Source organism: Leifsonia sp. 21MFCrub1.1, assembly GCF_900107895.1.
In the GTDB taxonomy this organism is placed as follows: Bacteria; Actinomycetota; Actinomycetes; order Actinomycetales; family Microbacteriaceae; genus Leifsonia; species Leifsonia soli.
In genome coordinates this window covers 2,038,502-2,056,419 of the sequence record NZ_LT629867.1, presented here as the reverse complement: position 1 = coordinate 2,056,419, position 17,918 = coordinate 2,038,502, and the positions used below count along the sequence as shown (strand labels likewise).

At 69.7% G+C, this 17,918-nt stretch carries 16 protein-coding genes; 13 read left to right on the top strand and 3 right to left on the bottom strand.

The annotated features are described in order from the left end of the window. Positions 1-205: 205 nt before the first annotated feature. From dprA to BLW09_RS09730, 3 genes are all read left to right on the top strand, one after another. A complete protein-coding gene (gene dprA, locus BLW09_RS09740; protein ID WP_231946762.1) occupies positions 206-1,510 on the top strand; it encodes a DNA-processing protein DprA in 1,305 nt (434 codons plus the stop codon). Positions 1,511-2,237: 727 nt separating this feature from the next. After that, complete coding sequence (locus tag BLW09_RS09735) at positions 2,238-3,164, top strand: hypothetical protein (protein ID WP_089911703.1); 927 nt, start codon at positions 2,238-2,240, stop codon at positions 3,162-3,164. Between the two features lie 227 nt (positions 3,165-3,391). Next, positions 3,392-4,414, top strand: coding sequence for a tyrosine recombinase XerC (locus tag BLW09_RS09730; RefSeq protein ID WP_089911700.1), 1,023 nt, complete (start codon positions 3,392-3,394; stop codon positions 4,412-4,414). A gap of 90 nt (positions 4,415-4,504) precedes the next feature. On the opposite strand, the gene BLW09_RS09725 is transcribed toward BLW09_RS09730, so the two are convergent. Next, a complete protein-coding gene (locus BLW09_RS09725; RefSeq protein ID WP_231946761.1) occupies positions 4,505-4,936 on the bottom strand; it encodes a murein hydrolase activator EnvC family protein in 432 nt (143 codons plus the stop codon). A 492-nt stretch (positions 4,937-5,428) separates the two neighbouring features. On the opposite strand from BLW09_RS09725, the gene BLW09_RS09720 reads away from it, so the two are divergent. The 10 genes from BLW09_RS09720 to BLW09_RS09675 all read left to right on the top strand — a co-directional run bounded on the left by BLW09_RS09720 (position 5,429) and on the right by BLW09_RS09675 (position 13,985). Continuing rightward, complete coding sequence (locus tag BLW09_RS09720; protein ID WP_089911694.1) at positions 5,429-6,931, top strand: sugar porter family MFS transporter; 1,503 nt, start codon at positions 5,429-5,431, stop codon at positions 6,929-6,931. Positions 6,932-7,159: 228 nt separating this feature from the next. After that, positions 7,160-8,092, top strand: a complete 933-nt coding sequence (gene rpsB, locus BLW09_RS09715) for a 30S ribosomal protein S2 (protein ID WP_089911691.1) — start codon at positions 7,160-7,162, stop codon at positions 8,090-8,092. Positions 8,093-8,140: 48 nt separating this feature from the next. Then, positions 8,141-8,971 carry a translation elongation factor Ts gene (tsf, locus tag BLW09_RS09710; protein ID WP_089911689.1) on the top strand — a complete coding sequence of 277 codons (831 nt, stop codon included), beginning with the start codon at positions 8,141-8,143 and terminating at the stop codon, positions 8,969-8,971. A 106-nt stretch (positions 8,972-9,077) separates the two neighbouring features. Beyond that, complete coding sequence (pyrH, locus tag BLW09_RS09705; protein ID WP_089911687.1) at positions 9,078-9,806, top strand: UMP kinase; 729 nt, start codon at positions 9,078-9,080, stop codon at positions 9,804-9,806. Between the two features lie 101 nt (positions 9,807-9,907). Beyond that, positions 9,908-10,462, top strand: coding sequence for a ribosome recycling factor (gene frr, locus BLW09_RS09700; RefSeq protein ID WP_089911683.1), 555 nt, complete (start codon positions 9,908-9,910; stop codon positions 10,460-10,462). A 3-nt stretch (positions 10,463-10,465) separates the two neighbouring features. Next, on the top strand, positions 10,466-11,539 hold the full coding sequence (locus BLW09_RS09695) for a phosphatidate cytidylyltransferase (RefSeq protein WP_172824195.1): 1,074 nt from the start codon (positions 10,466-10,468) through the stop codon (positions 11,537-11,539). A 12-nt stretch (positions 11,540-11,551) separates the two neighbouring features. After that, entirely contained in the window at positions 11,552-12,097 is a 546-nt protein-coding gene (locus BLW09_RS09690; RefSeq protein ID WP_089911680.1) for a DivIVA domain-containing protein, read from the top strand. 54 nt (positions 12,098-12,151) lie between these two features. Beyond that, the gene (locus tag BLW09_RS09685) at positions 12,152-12,862 is read left to right on the top strand and encodes a lytic transglycosylase domain-containing protein (RefSeq protein ID WP_231946760.1); all 711 of its coding nucleotides are present in this window, start codon (positions 12,152-12,154) and stop codon (positions 12,860-12,862) included. Between the two features lie 62 nt (positions 12,863-12,924). After that, the gene (locus BLW09_RS09680; RefSeq protein WP_089911675.1) at positions 12,925-13,224 is read left to right on the top strand and encodes a hypothetical protein; all 300 of its coding nucleotides are present in this window, start codon (positions 12,925-12,927) and stop codon (positions 13,222-13,224) included. Further along, positions 13,221-13,985 (top strand): alpha/beta hydrolase, encoded by a 765-nt coding sequence (locus BLW09_RS09675; RefSeq protein WP_089911672.1) that lies wholly within the window; start codon positions 13,221-13,223, stop codon positions 13,983-13,985. The genes BLW09_RS09680 and BLW09_RS09675 overlap by 4 nt, the downstream gene beginning before the upstream one ends. Positions 13,986-14,009: 24 nt before the next feature. Here the strand turns inward: BLW09_RS09675 and BLW09_RS09670 are convergent, their stop codons facing one another. Together BLW09_RS09670 and BLW09_RS09665 are read right to left on the bottom strand one after the other, a co-directional pair. Continuing rightward, on the bottom strand, positions 14,010-15,047 hold the full coding sequence (locus tag BLW09_RS09670) for an AI-2E family transporter (protein ID WP_089911669.1): 1,038 nt from the start codon (positions 15,045-15,047) through the stop codon (positions 14,010-14,012). 13 nt (positions 15,048-15,060) lie between these two features. Then, positions 15,061-17,895: a DivIVA domain-containing protein gene (locus BLW09_RS09665; protein ID WP_089911665.1), complete on the bottom strand. Its 2,835-nt coding sequence runs from the start codon at positions 17,893-17,895 to the stop codon at positions 15,061-15,063. Positions 17,896-17,918 lie beyond the last annotated feature (23 nt).

Here is a 17,918-nt window from a genome sequence, read left to right as displayed (position 1 = left end):
CGAGCCGGTCGTGGAGGGTGTGGTTGCGGAGGGTGTGGTCGCGGAGAGTCCCGACCCCGAGACCGGTCCGGCGCGTTGCGAGGAGACGGCAGCCGCGACGGGGCGCGAGTCGGATGGCGGCGATCCGTCCCGGAGTGTGCCGCCGTCGCCCAGTGAGGGACGCCGTGCCCGGACGGTGCTCCCGGGATTATCCGACACCGAGGTCGTGCGACTCGTCACGGCGGTGTCGGGCGGCTCGCCCGGCGGCGGTGCGTGCTCATCCGACGCGGCGGTCGAGCGCTTCGCGCGAGCGGCGTTGACGACCGCGGTCGAACCCGGAGATCTGGAGGCCGGACGCCTGGTCGCCGCGCTGGGTCCGGAGGGGGTCCTCCGGGCCGTCGTCGAGGGCCACGACGCCGAGCGGGTGTTGCGTGCCGCCCGCGACGCGGAAGTCGTGCCGCTCCGACGGGGCGCGCCGCGAGCAGCGTTCGAGGACGCCTCGCCCGAACGTGCGGCAGAGGACGCGCGCGCCGTGCGCCGGATCGCGGAGTGCCTCGAACGGTGGAGGCCCCGACTATCGCTCGACGAGTCGTGCCGCGCCGTGGAACGGGCGTCGCGTCTCGGCGTGCAGCTCCTGACGCCCGACGCGGACGTCTGGCCCGAGGGCTTCGCGTCGCTCGAGGGTGGCGAGCCGCTCGCCCTGTGGATCCGAGGCGACCCGAACCGGCTGACACGGCTGGAGCATTCTGTCGCGCTGGTCGGTGCGCGCGCCTCGACCGATTACGGCGAGCACGTCGCGATGGAGGCGGCGGCCGGACTCGTCGGGCGCGGGTTCGCCGTCGTCTCGGGAGGCGCATACGGGATCGATGCTGCAGCCCATCGAGCGACGCTGGCGAGTGGTGGGCTCACCGTCGCCTTCCTCGCCGGAGGCGTCGACCGCCTGTACCCCGCTGGTAACAGTGACCTGTTGCGCCGCATCGCGGGGGAGGGCGTGCTGGCGGCGGAGCTCCCTCCCGGCAATGCGCCGACGCGATGGCGCTTCCTGATGCGCAACCGGCTCATCGCCGCGGCAGCCAGCGCGACCGTCGTCGTCGAAGCGGGTCGCCGGTCGGGCTCACTCAACACGGCAGGCCATGCCGCTCAGCTGGGGCGACCGCTCGGCGCCGTGCCCGGCAGCATCCTGTCGCCGGCATCGGCGGGATGTCACCGTCTCATCCGCGAGTACGCGGCGATCTGCGTCACGTCGGCCGAGGAGATGGCGGAGCTCGCCGACCCGTTGGGGACAGGGCCGACGGGATCTCCCGCCGCGGCGGCGGTCCGTCCCGTGGAGGGGGAGCCGCGTGGCGGGGATGCGGAGGGGGTCGTCCTGTCGGTTCTGTCGTCGGCACGCAGGGCCGACGCGGACGAGATCGCGGCTCGGGCGGCTCTGCCGTTCACGACGGTCGCCGCGATTCTCGGTCGGCTCGATCTCGCAGGCCGTGCCCGCGAGAGCGGGGGAGGCTGGACCTTGAGCGAACGGAGGCACGCATGACGGTGCGTGGCCGGCCGCCGAACGGTGATCAACGACGCCAGCCGCCCGCTCATCGCCCACCGCGGAATGCTGCTCCGCGAGCGCACCCTGCGGTTTGGCGGCAGACATGGGTGCGGCGCCATCTTTGGTGACTGTCTGCGGCGTTGCCGACTCGTAGCGGTTGGAGTCTCTCAAAACGGTGAAACGGTTCGGCCATTGTCGGAGGGTTCGGCTTTCAGTCCTCGATCCTCTGAGAACGGTCCTGACCGTGCTCTCTCATTCCGTGTTGTCGGCTGCATCCGATGCCCGTGACGTGGTAGTCGAGTCGGACTGTGAAAAATGAGACTTTCACAAATATGCTCCGATCATGAGTTGGGTCCAGCAGAGTAACGGCTGGGCGGTGACGATAGTGCTAGGCGTCGTTGGAGCGGTTGTTATCGCTCTCTGTGCACGGGTATGGAAGAACGGTCCGGACGCCATCCCTGCGCACAAGCGACTTTGGCTGGGCGCACGCAAAGTTCCAGGCACGGCTTGGTCAGTCGGTGCCATTCTCGTCGTCAGCGTGGTTGTCGCGGTCGCCACGTCCGTTGTGCTGGCAACAGCCCCGACGGGTGCCGCGAGTACCGCATCAGCGGCTCCACGCCCCACTTCGACACCCGCAGCGACCGCGCAACCGTCAGACATCGTTCGCGGAGGCTGGGGGCCAAGTCGGACTCTCGCGAAAGACAGCAACCGCCCGGAGACGGCGATGCTCAATTCCGTGGTGGATGATCCGCTCGCTGGCGACGAGCGCGGCCTCATGGCAATCCGGCTGGCCGACGATCCAAGAGCCAAGTGGGGCAACACCTCTGTGGCTATCCCGGGCAACGTCTACGAGGTCGGAATCAACATCAACAATGACGCCAGAGAAGGCGCGCAGGCCGCCAAGGGCGTTCATGTGCGCGTCGAGATGCCAGGAGTGGTCCGTGCGGCGACTGCGATTTCGCAGACGTTCGTCACGTCGTCCAACGTCTCGCCGCGCACGATCTGGGACGGCATCACCCTCGTCAGCGCCGATGACGGTGAGTATGCGTTGAGGTACGTGACAGGATCTGCAGTGCTCCACAACGGCGGCAGAGCGAACGGGCTCACCCTGTCCGACGAACTCTTCACCAGCGGCACGGTCGTCGGATGCGATGCACTCGACGGTGACCTGGCTGCCGGTAGTCGCTGTAGAAGCTGGATCACCTTCAGAGTGAAGATCGATCAGCCGAACTTCGAGGTGAATGCGTCTGCGGGGGAACCGGGCACAGACGTCTGGTCAGGCACCCACGTCGCCGCGGGTGGTGAGCAGGCCACCGTCAGAGTGCAATACAAAAACACTGGGACGACCCTGCAGAAAGACGTGGTGTTCAAGGTCGATCTGCCCTCGAACATGCACTATCTCAACGGGAGCGGAGTCCTGAAGAACCCTTGGAACGATTCCCTCCGCCTGGCCAACGACCAGAACATCGCAACCGGCATCGGAATAAATGTGGGCGACTACGCGCCGGGCCAAAGTGTGATCGTGACGTTCGATGTGGTGCTGGACGGCCCGCCGGGGGATACCGGCCAGAAGCAGACAATCGAGAAGTTCCGCGCCGTGGAGACCAACAACGGCACCAAGAATGCCGCTCTCACGTTCGTGTGGCTCTGAGGCAGACCGAGCGAGGATGTGCGCTGTCACCACGAGGACGCGGGGCACCCATCCCCCCAGACGAAGGCCGCCGCGCGAGTTGGGAAGGCGGGGCTCTCGGTGGACGAGGTGCGCGTGAGGGCACCGGTCGGCGCCCGAGCCGCGACCTAGGTCGTCTGCCCACCCTCTGACGCGGAGAGCGCGCGTCGCTGCTGCTGAGGGCCGTAATCCGGGGCCAAGCTGAGGGGGTGGGTCTGGATGCGGCGATCGGGCAATACGAGCGGCACCTGCGGGTGGAGCGCGGGTACTCGCCGCAGACGATCCGCGCCTACCGATCGGACCTTGAGGCGCTCGCCGCCTTCGCGGCGGAGCGGGGCGTGGCGTCCACGGATGCGCTCACCCTCGACCTCTTCCGGGACTGGCTGTGGGAAGGATCGAAGCGAGGCCTCGCGAAATCGACGCTCGCCAGGCGCGCGGCCTCGGTCCGTGGATTCAGTGCATGGGTCACACGCCAGGCCGAAGGGGAGGACAGGCTCGGCTCTCCCGCGCGTGCGGTGGGGTCGCTCACGGCGGGCGGCATGAGCGAGGAAGACGCGGACTCCGGGACACCGAGCGCGGAAGCGGCGGAGGTGGCGCAGGTGGTCGCCGATCCGGCGGTGCGCCTGCGCTCGCCGAAAGCCGACAAGACGCTTCCCCGGGTGATCACGCGCGAGCAGATCGACGGGATCCTCGTGGGACTCGCCGCCCGGGCGGAGGACGGCGACCCCGGGTCGCTCCGCGACGTCGCCGTCATAGAGCTGCTCTACGCGGCGGGGATCCGGGTGTCCGAGCTCACCGGCCTGGATGTCGACGATGTGGACCTCGACCGGCTGACCGTCCGCGTGATCGGCAAGGGGTCGAAAGAGCGCGTCGTGCCCTTCGGAGTGCCGGCGCTGCGGGCGATCCGTGCGTGGCTGACGGCCGGGCGGCCGCGGCTGGCCTCGGGCGCGTCCGGGCCGGCACTCTTCCTCGGCGCCCGCGGTGCGCGGCTGGGAAGCCGAGCCGTCTACCAGCTGGTGGCCGGGCTCCTCGCCGACGTGCCGGGGCGGGGGCCGTCCGGACCGCACGCCCTCCGGCACACCGCCGCCACGCACCTGCTGGACGGCGGAGCGGACCTTCGCGCGGTCCAGGAGCTGCTGGGCCACGCGAGCCTCGGGACCACCCAGATCTACACGCACGTCTCCACCGAACGGCTCAAAGAGGCGTACCGCATCGCCCACCCGCGCGCCTAGGCCGCGCTCCGATCGCCGTCCCGATCCCGCGCCGCCCCGCCGCAGTCGGGACAGACCGACCCTCGTCGTCGCTCTCACGTCGCCTCCCGTTCACCCGCTCCCGACCGGCAGGAGGACAGCCGGCGGCACGCGAGCGAAGAACAGCATCGGCGACACGTACTCGCCGTGCATGCGCACACCGACGTGCAGACATCCGCCGCCGCAATGACCTCCCGACCCGACCAGGCCGATGACCTCGCCACGCGCGACGGCGGAGCCCACCGGAAGATCGGACGACAGCGGCTCGAAGCTCGACAGCACCCCGCCGCCGTGATCCAGAGTCAGAACAGGACGGTCGACGACGGTCCCGGCGAAGCGCACCACGGCGCCATCCGGTGCGGCGACGGGCGTGCCCGCCGCCGCTGTCAGGTCGATGCCGCGGTGACCGGCGGCATACCTCGTCGGTGGGGCGGCGTACGGAGCGGCGACCGTGGGAGAGACGACCGGCCAGCTCCAGCGGCCCTCCGGCGCGGAAGGATCCACTCTCGATGTCGAGACACGATCGCGCCCGGCCTCGCTCGCGGCCGCTCCCCATCGACCTTCCGTGCCCGGATCCGAGACAGCACCGGCGGCTCCCGGCCGGGCGACCAGCACGCACACGACCAGCGCCCACGAGACGAGACACCACCGGCCCGCCATACGTCGGCGACGTGTCGCACCGCCCCGCCGCGCACAGCCCCGCCGCGCGCCGCCCCGCCGCGCGCCGCCCCGCCGCCGCGTCCGGCATCGTCCGTCGCCCTCCCGCATCCGTCCCACCTTCCGTTCGTCCCTGCGATCACGACCACCCTCTGCTCCAGCGCCGTCGTGCGCGGGCGGCCTCCTGGATCGGTGGAGAACCCGCGTCCCGTCGCTCCTGTGGACACACCCGCGACCGATGGTTCTCCCCGGCGCGATCCCGGCGTACCGTGAGATTCGCCTTCGCGGCCCCCGACCGGTGCCGCCGACAGCGGGCCGCACAACCGAAAAAGGGATGAGATGACTGAAGAGAGCAGGAACGCAGCCGCCACGAGCGAGGAGAACGTGCCTCGGCCGACGGCGGCGATGCGGCGCAGGGTCACCGGACTGGCGATCGCCGCGGCGGTCGGCGGATTCCTGTTCGGTTTCGACTCGTCGGTCATCAACGGCGCCGTCGACTCCGTCCAGAAGAGCTTCGCGCTGAATGCGTTCGTCACGGGGTTCATCGTCGCCATCGCCCTGCTCGGCTGCGCCGTCGGCGCGTTCATCGCCGGTCGTCTCGCCGATCGCTGGGGCCGGCTCAAGGTGATGCTGCTCGGCGCCGTGCTCTTCCTCGCCAGCTCCATCGGAGCCGGCCTGGCGTTCTCGGCCTGGGACCTCGGGTTCTGGCGCGTCATCGGCGGTCTCGGGATCGGCATCGCCTCGGTCGTCGCCCCGGCCTACATCGCCGAGATCTCGCCGCGGCAGTCGCGCGGGCGCCTGGCCTCGCTGCAGCAGCTGGCCATCACCATCGGTATCTTCGTCGCCCTGCTGTCCGACGCCCTGCTCGCCGGAGTGGCCGGATCCGCATCCCAGCAGCTCTGGTTCGGCCTCGAGGCGTGGCGGTGGATGTTCCTGGTCGGCGTCATCCCGTCTGTCGTCTACGGCATCCTCGCGCTGACGCTGCCCGAGTCGCCGCGCTTCCTCCTCGCGAACGGGCGCCACGACGAGGCGCGCCAGATCTTCACGACGCTCGTCCCCGAGGAGGACATCGACCGTCAGATCGGCGACATCGAGCGGGCGATCCAGGAGGACAAGGAGGGCGCGAAGGCGACCCTCGTCGGCAACCGGCTGGGGCTGAAGCCGATCGTCTGGATCGGCATCATCCTGTCGGTCTTCCAGCAGTTCGTCGGCATCAACGTGATCTTCTACTACTCGACGACCCTCTGGAAGGCGGTCGGCTTCACGGAGAGCAACTCGCTGCTCATCACGGTCATCACCTCGGTGACGAACGTGGTCGTCACGATCGTCGCCATCCTGCTCGTCGACCGCGTCGGCCGACGCCCCATCCTGCTCACCGGCTCGGTCGGCATGGCGCTGTCGCTCGGGGTGATGGCCCTGTCCTTCGCGTTCGCGGTCAAGGTGGACGGCGCCGTGTCGCTGCCCAACCCGTGGGGTCCCATCGCGCTGGTCGCGGCGAACCTCTTCGTCATCTGCTTCGGCGCATCGTGGGGACCGCTGGTCTGGGTGCTCCTCGGCGAGATCTTCCCGACCAAGATCCGTGGAAAGGCCCTCGGCGTCGCGGCGGCCGCGCAGTGGATCGCCAACTTCCTGGTGACCGTCTCGTTCCCGCCCATGGCCGACTTCTCGCTGCCCTTCACGTACGGTCTCTACGCGATCTTCGCGGCGCTCTCGTTCTTCTTCGTGTTCTTCAAGATCCCGGAGACGAACGGGATGGCGCTGGAGCACGCCGAGACCCTCTTCCGCGAGGCAGGGGGCAAGCGGAGGGGCGTCCAGGTGCGCTCCAGCGGCGACTCCGCCTGACGCCCGCTTCCTGATAGGATGTCTGAAGCACTCCGCTCGTCGGAGTGACTACGCGTGCCCGCAGAACCTCGCAAGAGGCGCCTTTCACCGGGCGGGGCGCGCATCCACCGGTCTCCCACTCCACTCGACGGCTTCGCCGTGCGGGCGGCGGGATGCGGATGCGCGCGGGGCACCAGGAGTGGCGGCCGCCGGCCGCCGCAGACAACCGAAACCAAAGGAGAAACGGCAATGGCCGTCGTCACCATGCGCCAGCTGCTCGACAGCGGCGTCCACTTCGGACACCAGACCCGTCGCTGGAACCCGAAGATGAAGCGCTTCATCCTCACCGAGCGCTCGGGCAGCTACATCATCGACCTGCAGCAGTCGCTCGCGTACATCGACAAGACCTACGACTTCGTCCGCGAGACCGTCGCCCACGGCGGCACCATCCTCTTCGTCGGCACGAAGAAGCAGGCCCAGCAGGCGATCGCCGAGCAGGCGACCCGCGTGGGCCAGCCCTACGTGAACCAGCGCTGGCTGGGCGGTCTGCTGACCAACTTCTCGACCGTGTCCAAGCGCCTCGCCCGCATGAAGGAGCTCGAGGAGCTCGACTTCGAGGGCACCACCAGCGGCTTCACCAAGAAGGAGCTGCTGATCAAGAAGCGCGAGCTGGACAAGCTCCACAAGTCGCTGGGCGGCATCCGCAACCTCAGCAAGACGCCGAGCGCGCTCTGGGTGGTCGACACCAAGAAGGAGCACCTCGCGATCGACGAGGCCAAGAAGCTGGGCATCCCGGTCATCGGCATCCTCGACACGAACTGCGACCCGGACGAGGTCCAGTACCCGATCCCGGGCAACGACGACGCCATCCGCTCCGTCACCCTGCTGACCCGCATCGTCGCCGACGCGGCGGCCGAGGGCCTCATCCAGCGTCACCAGAAGCCGGAAGAGGGCGCAGAGCCGGCCGAGCCGCTCGCCGAGTGGGAGCAGGAGCTCCTGCAGCAGTCGTCCGAGGAGGTCCAGTCGAGCGCTGAGACCGCCAAGGCCGCTGACGCCGACCTGGCCGAGGCCAAGGCCGACTCCGCCGAGGTCATCGCCGAGGGCGAGGCCGACGCCGAGGCTGCCGACGTCGTCGCCGAGGTCGAGGCGGACGCCGCGGCTGCGGACGCCGAGTCCAAGTAATCCGCGTCTCTTAGAAGTCTTCGAGTAGAAGAAGGTTCCAGTCAGAACATGGCAAACATCAGCATCGCCGACATCAAGGCTCTCCGTGAGCAGCTCGGCACGGGCATGGTCGACACCAAGAAGGCCCTCGAGGAGGCCGGTGGCGACATCGAGAAGGCCACCGAGATCCTGCGCCTGAAGGGTGCGAAGGGCAACGCGAAGCGTGCCGACCGCTCCACCAGCGAGGGCCTCGTCGCCGCCAAGGAGAACGGCAACGGCACCGCCACCATGATCGAGCTCGCGTGCGAGACCGACTTCGTGGCGAAGGGCGACAAGTTCATCGCCCTGGCCGACAAGGTGCTCGACGCGGCCGCGGCCGCCGGCGCCACCACCGTGGAGGAGGCCCTCGCGGCCCCCGCCGGCAGCCAGACCGTCGCCGAGCTCATCGGTGACGAGGCCGCCATCCTCGGCGAGAAGGTGGAGCTCCGCCGCATCGCCGTCGTGAACGGCGAGCACTTCGCGATCTACCTGCACAAGACCTCCAAGGACCTGCCGCCGCAGGTCGGTGTCGTCCTCGGTTACACCGGCGACGACGCGGAGACCGCCCGCAGCATCGCGCAGCACATCTCGTTCGCGAACCCGACGTACCTCGACCGCGCGGACGTCCCGGCCGAAGAGGTCGAGAACGAGCGTCGCATCGTCGAGGAGATCTCGCGCAACGAGGGCAAGCCCGAGGCCGCGCTCCCGAAGATCATCGAGGGCCGTCTCGGCGCCTACTTCAAGCAGGTCGCCCTGCTCGAGCAGGAGTACGCACGCGACAACAAGCTGACCATCGCCCAGGTGGTGAAGGACGCAGGCCTGACCATCACCGGTTTCGCCCGCTTCAAGGTCGGCGCGTAACAGATCATGAAGGAGTCCGGATCGTGAACACGATCCGGACTCCTTTTCTGTGCGCGGGAGCCACTAGCTTTAACCAGAACCACACACGGAAGGACGCTATTCACGCATGTCGTCAGCCATCCAGAGACATCCTTCACAGCGACGCAGGGTCCTTCTGAAACTCTCCGGCGAGGCGTTCGGCGGGGGACAGCTCGGCGTCAACCCGGACATCGTCAGCAGCATCGCGCGTGAGATCGCGCAGGCCGCCCAGGACGTGGAGATCGCCATCGTCGTCGGCGGCGGCAACTTCTTCCGCGGCGCCGAGCTCTCGCAGCGCGGCATGGACCGCGGCCGCGCGGACTACATGGGCATGCTCGGCACGGTCATGAACTCGCTCGCGCTGCAGGACTTCCTGGAGCAGGCCGGGGCCGAGACGCGCGTGCAGTCGGCGATCTCGATGACCCAGGTCGCCGAGCCGTACATCCCGCGGCGAGCGGAGCGGCACCTCGAGAAGGGCCGCGTGGTCATCTTCGGCGCGGGTGCGGGGCTGCCCTACTTCTCCACCGACACGGTCGCCGCGCAGCGGGCCCTCGAGATCAGCGCCGACGTCGTGCTGGTCGCCAAGAACGGCGTCGACGGCATGTACGACGACGATCCCCGGACCAACCCGGATGCGCGCAAGATTGATCAGATCAGCCACCAGGAGGCCCTGCAGCAGAACCTGAAGGCGGTCGACTCGACCGCGCTCAGCCTCTGCATGGACAACGGGATGCCGATGCGCATCTTCGGCATCGAGCCGGCGGGCAACGTCACGGCGGCCCTTCTCGGGGCCGAGATCGGCACCCTTCTCGGCTGAACGCGCGGGCGGGTCTTCTCTCGCCGCCGCCGGTCCCGCACCGGCGGCGGCGGGACCGCGCAATAGACTAGACACCGACCCACCGATCTGAAGGAGAAACCGTGATCGCGGATGTGATTTCCGATGCCCGTCAGCGCATGAGCAAGACCGTGGACGCGGCGAGGGAGGACTTCGGCACCGTGAGCGCGGGCCGGGCCAACCCGGCACTGTTCCAGAAGGTGCTGGTGGACTACTACGGTTCGCCGACGCCGCTCGCGCAGCTCGCCGGCCTGCAGAACCCGGAGGCCCGCGTCCTCATCGTCACGCCGTACGACAAGGCGGCGCTGAAGGACATCGAGCGCGCCATCGTGAACATGCCCAACCTCTCGGCCAACGTCGGGAACGACGGCGAGATCGTCCGGGTCACCCTTCCGGAGCTCACCGAGGACCGCCGCAAGGAGTTCGTGAAGATCGTGCGCGGCAAGGGCGAGGACGCCAAGGTCGCGCTGCGCAACATCCGCCGCCGCTCCAAGGACGAGCTGGACGCGCTGAAGGGCGAGATCGGCGACGACGAGCTGTCGCGCGCCGAGAAGGAGCTCGAGGCGATCACGCGCACGCACGTCGACGCCGTCGACGAGGCGCTGAAGCGCAAGGAAGCCGAACTCCTCGAGGTCTAGCCGATGACCGACGACAGCAGCCCCGGAACGCCGACGCCGGGGGCGTCGACGCCCGGGGCGCCGCAGCCCGTGGTGCCGCCCGTCGTGCTGCCCCCCGAGGCCTCCGGCGCCCCCGACCTCCACGGACGACGGGGCAAGGCACGGTCGCGCGAGGAGTTCCGGGCGCAGGTGCTGGCCACCCGAGCCGATTTCGAGCGGCAGGTGCAGGCCCGCAAGGCACAGCTCGACGCGACGAACGAGCGGATCGCCGAGCGCACCGGACGCAATCTCATCCTCGCGATCGTCATCGGCCTCGCCGTCGGGGCGCTCGTGCTGGTCAGCCTGATCTTCATCAAAGAGCTGTTCCTGGTGTTCGGGATGGCGATGGCCGGGTTCGCCAGCTTCGAGCTGGCGCAGGCGTTCCGGGGTTCGGGGCGCCGGGTGCCGCGCATCCCCACCGTCGTCGCCGCCGTCGGGATCGTGCCTGCGACGTTCTTCCTGCACGCGGGCGGGATGCTCGTGGCGCTCTCGGCCGGCATCGTGCTCATCGTCGTCTGGCGCCTGGTGGAGGAGCTCTTCGTCCCCGCCTCGCGGCACGGCGCTCGCGCGCTCGGCCGCGACCTGCTGTGGTCGGTGTTCGTCCAGCTGTATGTGAGCCTGCTCGCCAGCTTCGTCATCCTGCTGCTGGCCGAGCCCGGTGGCGAGTGGTGGGTGCTCGCCTTCCTCATCCTGGTCGTCTCGGTGGACACCGGCGCCTACGTGAGCGGTCTCTCCTGGGGCAAGCACCCGATGGCTCCGACGATCAGCCCGAAGAAGACCTGGGAGGGCTTCGCCGGCGCCGCCGCCGCGGCGATCATCGCGGGTGTGCTGCTCTCGGTGTTCATGCTGGGGGAGGTGTGGTGGTTCGGCATCGTGTTCGGCGTCGTGCTGCTGCTGACGGCGACGGCCGGTGACCTCGCCGAGTCGCTGATCAAGCGCGATCTGGGCATCAAGGACATGAGCTCGTGGCTGCCCGGTCACGGCGGGTTCCTCGACCGGCTCGACTCGATCCTGCCGTCGGCAGCGGCCACCTACGTCCTTTTCCTGATCTTCCGATGACACAATGGGGGAGTGAGCACCTTCCCCCACAGCCCGAAGTCCAAGCCGGGTTATGACGTCGAACAGGTGGATGAGTTCCTCAAGCTGGCGCGCCGCGCCTACGACGCCGACGAGGATGCTCCGACGCTGACAGCCGCCGACATCCGTCACGCGGCGTTCTCCATGGCCAAGGGCGGCTACTCGACGACGCACGTGGATGCGGCGCTCGAGCGCCTGGAGGACGCGTTCTCCGCGCGTGAGCGCGAAGCGGCGCGCGCCCGGCAGGGCGACGCCTCGTGGTTCGAGGAGGCGCGCACGACGGCGCAGGTCGTCCTGAACCGCCTCGACCGTCCGCTCGGCCATCGTTTCGAGCGGGTGAGCTTCCTCACGCTCGGCTACAACAGGAACGACGTCGATCGATTCACGAACCGTCTGGTGCGCTATTTCCAGGACGGGCGGCCGATGAGCGTCGAGGAGGTCCGGACGGTGACGTTCCGCGAACAGCGCGGCGGCTACCGCGAGGTCCAGGTCGATCTGCTGCTCGACAGCGTCACCGACGTCATGCTGGCGGTTCGCTGAGTGCGGGCGTCGATTCTTGGATCTGAGGCCGATCTCCGTTATCGTTCTGTGATCGTGGGTAGACGAGAAGCAGCAGACATCGTGCCGCTGACTCCGGCCAACCCGGTCGGCGTCGCGTTCAGGCGATCCCGGCGACCGCACATCCGGTCGCGCGCAGCCCTGTGGGGCTTCGCGTTCACCGCCGCCGTCGGGTTCGCTCTGGTGAACGTGGTCGACCCCTTCTCCGGGACCACCACGACGCCCGCCTACGCGGAATCGTTGCAGCAGATCCCCACCACGGCGCGCTACGGCGACGCCCCGACGCAGAGTCTCACCGCTCCCGAGTCCGCTGCGCTGACCATCACGCGTGATGCTGTGACGGTCAAGGCGAAGCCGACACCGACCCCGACTCCGACGCCGACCCCCACCACCAGCGCTAAGAAGTCCACGTCGAGCGGCGCCCCGGCAGCGGGCACGCCCGACCCGGGCTCGGCGCAGGCCATCGCCTACCAGATGCTCAAGGAGCGCGGGATGGGCGACGACCAGTACAGCTGCCTGGTCTCGCTCTGGAACCGTGAGTCCCACTGGAACGTGTACGCCTACAACGCCGGCAGCGGCGCCTACGGCATCCCGCAGGCGCTCCCGGGGAGCAAGATGGCGAGCGCCGGTCCCGACTGGCAGACCAACGCTGCCACGCAGATCACCTGGGGCCTCGGCTACATCACGGGGCGCTATCAGACCCCGTGCGGCGCCTGGGACCACTCCGAGTCCAGCGGCTGGTACTGACACCGACCGCCGCGGCGTGCTGCGTCCGCAGCCCGCTCTGCCGCCCCGTTTAGACTGGGATCATGCCGCGCAGCAACCGACCCCGTGGTCGCCCGGGCGGCCACCGGGACGACGAGCCGGACGGCCTGGAGCGACTGCTCGCCGGCTGGCGCCGCACCGAGGTGCGGCGCGGGGTCGAGTGGAACGTCCAGCCCGTCTCGGCGGCGCAGGCGCAGAAGGCCTACCGCTGCCCGGGCTGCGGCCGTGACATTCCGCCGGGCGTCGCCCACCTGGTCGCCTGGCGCGCCGACGGGGTGCTCGGGGATGCGGCCGACCTTGCCGCGCGCCGACACTGGCACGAGTCCTGCTGGAGGATCGCATGACGACCGAGAACGTGACCCCGTCGAGCATGAGCGGCGAGCCCATCGAGATCCGTGGCGGTGTCGAGCTTCCCGCACGCCGCGAGGACATCGAGCTGCACACCGCGGACGGTCTCACCCTGGTGGGGGAGCTGGCCAGCCCGGTGGACCGCGATCCGGTCGCCACGCTGGTGACGCTGCACCCGCTGCCGACCGGCGGCGGGTTCATGGACTCGCACATCCTCCGCAAGGCCGCCGGCCGGCTCCCGGCTCTCGCCGACATCGCCGTGCTGCGGTTCAACACGCGCGGCACCGCGTCGCCGCGGGGGCGCAGCCAGGGCGCTTTCGACCACGGGGTCGGTGAGCGGTTCGACGTGGAGGCGGCCATGGCGTTCGTCGCCGAGCGCGGCCTCCCGCATCCGTGGCTGCTCGGCTGGTCCTTCGGCACCGAGCTGGCGCTCATGTACGGGCGCGAATTCCCGGTGGACGGCGTCATCCTGCTCTCTCCTCCGCTGCACCGCGCCAAGCCGGAGCACCTCGCCGCGTGGGCGGGGGATCACCGGCCGATCGTCGCGCTCATCCCGGAGCTCGACGACTACCTGCGTCCCGCAGAGGCCGCAGAGCGGTTCCGTCCGCTCCCGCAGATCGAGCTGGTCGACGTCGAGGGCGGGAAGCACCTGTGGGTGGGGGAGAACCAGACCCGGCGCGTCCTGAACGAGATCGTGGAGCGGATCAATCCCGCCGCGCTGCCGCTGCCGACCGAGTGGCCGCCGCCTGCGTCCTAGTGGAGGATCGGCGCCTCGGTCGCGTCAGAGCTCGTTCTGGCGCGGGATGACGACCTGCTTGACGATCAGGAGGATGGCCGCCGCGAACGGGATAGCGACGAGCGCCCCGAGGATGCCGAGGAGCGTGCCGCCGGCGAGGGCGGCGACGACGACCAGCGCGCCGGGCACGGAGACGGCGCGGTTCATGATGCGCGGGCTGAGCACGTACGCCTCGACCTGCATGTAGATCAGGTAGTAGATCGCCGCGGCGATCGCGGTCGGCGTCCCGGACAGGAAGCAGACCGCGACGATGATCACCGAGCCGGTGATCGTCCCGACGAGCGGGATCAAGGAGAAGAAGAACGCGATCGACGCGAGCAGGATCGGGAACTTGGCCCCGATGACCGTCAGGAAGATGGCGCTCAGAATGCCGTTGACGAGCGCCAGCGCGACCTGGCCCATGACGTACTTGCCGACGGAGTCGGTGATCTGGTCGCCCAGGTCGGCGAACCGCGCCCGGCGGGAGGCCGGGACGAGCTGGTACGCGGAGCGCTTGATGGCCGGAAGCGACGCCGTGAAGTAGATCGTCAGGATCAGGACGATGACGACGCCGAACGCCCCCTGGACGATCCCGACGCCCGTCTGCAGCACCTTCGACGTGATGTCGGGCAGGTTCTGCTGCAGCCACTGGGTGACAGCGTCGATGTTCTGCTGGTTGACGATGCCGGGGAACTGATGCTGCAGGCTGAGGAACCACTTCTCGGCGCTGCCGTTGTTCACCCAGGTGATGGTGTTCTGGACGAGCTGGGTGGCCTGGCTGATCGCGACAGGGACGATCGCCCAGATCAGGCCGATGAACGCACCGATGATGACGACGAGCGCGACGACCAGCGCGAGCCAGCGCGGAAACTTGCGGCGTTCGAGGAACGAGATCAGCGGCTCGATGCCGAGTGCGAGGAACAGAGCGGCGCCGATGTAGGTGATGATCGTCGCGAGGCTGGTGATCGCGCTGAGGATGAGGATCCCGAGCCCGACTCCGAGTGCGCCGATCAGGCCGAGGCGGAACGGGTTCTGGATCTTCATGATTCCCCCAGGGTCAGTCGCGGTCGGCAGTCACGCTCTCGGCCTGCTGCAGGACGCCGCGCAGGTTCTCGAAGTACCCGGCCACAGCCTCGCGCTCAATCCTAATCTGGGCCAGCCGCTCCTCCGCGTCAGCCACGAGGCGTTCTGTGCGCTCCTCCGTCTCCTGGAGCAGCGCTGCGGCGCGCTCCTCGGCGTCGTGGATGACCTGGGCGGCGGTGTCCTCTGCCTTCTTCCTGGCCTCGGTGACCGTCCGGCGGGCCTCCGCCTCGAAGGCCTCGGCCTCGGAGCGCGCCTGCGCGGTGCGCTTGACCGCGTCGGCCAGCTGGACGTTGGCCTCGTCGAGGTACTTCTGCGTCTGGGCGACCGCCTCCTGGTGCCGCGTCAGGTACTCCTTCTCGGCCTCGTCGCGGCGGGCCTTCAGCTCGACGTCGAGGTCGATGCGCGCCTGAGCGATCTCGCGCGTGCGCGCATCCAGCTCCTCGAGGGTGGACGTGCGCAGCTGGGTGAGCTCGTTGTCGAGCGCGGCACGGGCGTTCGCCGCCTCCTGCTCGAACTCGGCTGTGCGCTGCGCGATCTCCGCCTCGAGCGCCGTGCGGGCCTCCGCGACCTCGCGGGCGACCTCGGCGCGGGCCTCGGCGGTCTCCTTCTCGAGGGCGACCCGCGTCTGCTGTGCCTCGTCGGCGAGCGCGACACGCGTACACTCCGCGTCCCGCTCGAGCTCGAGCCGCTGCTGCTCCCGCTGGTCGGCGAGCTCGTTCGCGGTCGCTTCGCGCTGCTCGGCGAGTTCCAGGGTGGTGCGGCGCACATCCTCGGCGAGGCGGCTGCGGGTCTCCTCCGACTCCGCGGCCAGGGCGGCCGTGGTCTGCTCGACCTCGGCGGCGAGCGCCTTCGTGGTCTGCTCGACCTCTGCCGCGAGAGCGGACTTCGTGGTGGTCACCTCGGTCTCGAGGGCGGACTTCGTCTGCTCGACCTCGGCGGCGAGCGCCTTCGTGGTCTGCTCGACCTCGGCGGCCAGCTCGGTGCGGGCGCGCTCCGCCTCGTCCGCGAGGGCGGCGCGAGTGGTGGTCGCCTCGGTCTCCAGGGCGGACTTCGTCTGCTCCACCTCGGCGGCGAGCGCCGCTTTGGTCGTGGTGACCTCGGTCTCGAGCGCGGACTTCGTCTGCTCGACCTCGGCGGCGAGGGCGGACGTGGTCGATTCCACCTCCGCAGCGAGCCGGGCGCGCTCGGCGCTGAGCTCGGCTTCGACCCTGCTCCGCTCGCGGGCGATCTCGTCGGCGAGCGAGGTGCGCGCTGCATCCACCTCGGAGGCGAGGTCGGCGCGGAGCTCGGCGGCCTCGGCCTCCAGCTGGCGGCGCTGGCGCTCCGCCTCGGCGGCCAGACGCGCCCGCGTGCTCTCGACCTCGGCGGCCAGCTCGCTGGCGGTCTGCTCGCGGTCGGCGGCCAGCTGGGCCGCGGTCTCCGCACGGTCCGCCTCCAGCCGCGCCCGCGTCCGGGTCGTCTCGTCCTCCAGGGTGGTACGGGTCTGGAGAGTGTCGTCCGCGAGCTTCCTGGTGGTGCGCTCGACCTCCTCGGCGAGGGTCGAGCGGGTGGTCGTGACCTCGTTCTCGAGGGCGGCACGGGTGGAGGTCACCTCGTTCTCGAGCGCGGAACGGGTGGTCGTGACCTCGGTCTCCAGCTCGGATTTCGTACGCTCGACCTCTTCGGTCAGCGCGGACCGGGTGCGGGTGACCTCGTCGGCGAGTTCCGCCTTGGTGCGCTCGACCTCGTCCGTCAGCGCGCTCCGGGCCGTCGTCGTCTCGGCCTCGAGTGCCGATCGGGTCTGCTCCACCTCGGCGGCCAGGGCGGCCTTGGTCTGCGCGACCTCGGCGGCGAGCGCCTTCTTCGTCTGCTCCACCTCGGTGGCGAGGGCGAGGCGGGTCGTCTTGTCCTCGTTCTCGAGGTCTGCGCGGGTCTGTGCGGCCTCCGCGGCGAGGGAGGAGCGCTGCTCCTCGACCTCGGCAGCGAGGTCGGCGCGGGCCTGAGCGGCCTCGGCCGCCAGGGCGTTGCGGGTCTCGGCCTCCTCGGCGGCGAGCCGGTCGGCGGTCTCGGCGACGCGCTTGTCGAGATCGAGACGGATCTGCGCGGACTCGCGTTCGAACGCGGCGCGATCGTCGGCCAGGGCGTTCTCGAGCTCCGCGCGGCGTGCCGCGATGGTGCGGTCGAGTTCGGCCGCCTCTGCGCGTGCCGCCTCGGCTTCGCGGGAGGCGACCGCCTTGAGTTCCGCCGCCTCGCGATCGGCCTCCGCGCGCACCGCGGCGGCCTCGCGCTTGCTCGTGGCGCGCAGCTCGGCGGCCTCCGTCGCGACCGCGCCGCGGATCGCCGCCGCTTCGCGCATCGCGTCGTTGAGCAGCGTCTCCTTGTCGGAGCGGGTCTTGGCGAGCAGCTCGCCCGACTCGATCTGCGCATCCTCCAGCAGCGTGGTGGCGCGGGCCTGGGCGTCGGCCAGGATGCGCTCCGCCTGGGCGGCCGCCGCCTTCTTGACCTTCTCGATCTCGGCCGCGACGCCGGCCCGCAGCCTCTCGGCGTCGATGTCGGCCTGGGCGATGAGGCGCGTCGACTGCTCCTCCGCGACGCGCAGCGTGTTCTCGAGCTTGGTGCCGAGACCGGAGTAGGTGGGACTGCCGACCTCTTCGATCTCGGCGTTGAGGTCCTCGATGCGCGCCTGGAGCCGCTTGATCTCCTTCGCGGACTCGGCGGACTGGGTGTTGGACTTGATGAGCTCGCGTCGCAGCTCCTGGAGGGCCTGGTCGACCTCGTCCTTGTCGTAGCCGCGGAAGACCTGCGTGAAGTTGGATTCGTCGGTGGCCACTGTGTTACTCCTGAGGGGATTCG